This is a genomic window from Limnospira sp. PMC 289.06 (assembly GCF_032350395.1).
Taxonomy (GTDB): Bacteria; Cyanobacteriota; Cyanobacteriia; order Cyanobacteriales; family Microcoleaceae; genus Limnospira; species Limnospira platensis.
This window is the reverse complement of sequence record NZ_JARPLC010000302.1, coordinates 1-1443: the sequence shown is the minus strand read 5'-3', so window position 1 is coordinate 1443 and position 1443 is coordinate 1. Positions and strand designations below refer to the sequence as shown.

Sequence of the window (1443 nt, the reverse complement as noted above, 5' to 3'; positions counted from 1 at the left end):
CTTGAGGGTTTTACCCAATCTCAATCACAGCTAGAATCTCTGGTCAAAGCGATCGCCTCTCAACTCCAATCCCAGAGTCAAGCGATCGCATCTCAACTCCAATCCCAGAGTCAAGCGATCGCATCTCAACTCGAGTCGATAACTGAAGCCGTGGCAGATACTCCCATCGTGTCTTATTCTGGTTTTGATTATAGCCAACTCAACAGATTATTGAAATCAGGCCAGTGGAAAGCTGCCGACGAAAAAACGGCTAAGATGATGTGTAGGGTGGCGGGAAAAACCCACGATGGATATTTAAACTATGATGATATCAAAAACTTTCCCGGCGAGGATTGGCGAATCATCGATGGTCTTTGGGTCAAACACAGCAGGGGACGCTTCGGGTTTAGTGTCCAGAAGCAAATTTACATCAATTGTGGAGGATTGCCTGATGGAAGCTATCCAGGTGATACAATATGGGAGCGCTATTGCGGGGAGGTGGGATGGCGAGTGAATGGGTCGTATATATCATGGTCTGATTGCACGTTTTCGGCGGCAGCTCCCCTGGGCCATCTCCCCGGAATGGCGATGGATGAGTATTGGGGGGTTTTTTTGGAAAGTGGGGTGGCACTCTTCTGTCGCGCACAGACTTGTAAACTGTAGCATATAACGACTTCAGGCAGTCCCTAGTGGTGCGTTAATGAAATGTCAACACCGTTGACCAATGAAAATGTTAATGAAATGTCAACACCGTTCATCATTACCATGTCAGGAGTAGAGCGATCGCATTTTGTCCCCCACTTTCCCACAGTGGGAATTAACCCTTAATGAAGTGTTGACAGCCAGTGGCATTCGTGAGTTATAACCGGGTTTCCGTGGACTAGGTAGGAGCCTGCCCTCACTGTGGGTTATAATACCAAAATAGCCGGGTTTCCCCCCGCCCGGTGGCGGCGATTTGTCGGGGTTGAGAATGATGGCGAAATGTCCCGTTTGTGAAACCGAATATACACCAAATGAGGTCGAAACCTGTTCGGTGTGTGGTTATGACCTGACACCCTATCCCCCTATAATTGGTGGGATACCGTCGGGGTTTTTGGAGAAGGAGAAAAAACGCATTGCGGCAGCCAAGCGGGTTTGGCAATTGTCTCAGTCTCAGGTAAAGTCCGCACAGTTGATGGTCTCTCACCTACAGTCTCAGTTAGATGAAATGACCCGGAAAATTGACGGTTTTACCACTACTCAATCACGCCTAGAATCCCAGAATGAAGCGATCGCATCTCAATCGCTATCACGCCTAGAATCGCAGGTAGAAGCGATCGCATCTCAATCGCTATCACGGCTAGAATCGCAGAATGAAGCGATCGCATCTCAATCGCTATCACGCCTAGAATCGCAGGTAGAAGCGATCGCATCTCAATCGCTATCACGGCTAGAATCGCAGAATGAAGCGATCGCATCTCAATC

2 protein-coding genes and 1 pseudogene are annotated in these 1443 nt (G+C 48.6%); all 3 read left to right on the top strand.

Annotated features, from left to right (window positions below; translation table 11 throughout):
• Positions 1-642: GUN4 domain-containing protein (locus tag P5674_RS24660; RefSeq protein ID WP_315670394.1), on the top strand; the 642-nt coding region annotated here is incomplete at its 5' end.
• Positions 643-684: 42 nt separating this feature from the next.
• Positions 685-807: a hypothetical protein gene (locus P5674_RS24655; protein ID WP_315670393.1), complete on the top strand. Its 123-nt coding sequence runs from the start codon at positions 685-687 to the stop codon at positions 805-807.
• A gap of 145 nt (positions 808-952) precedes the next feature.
• Positions 953-1443 (top strand): annotated as a pseudogene (locus P5674_RS24650) (GUN4 domain-containing protein); the annotation flags it as partial.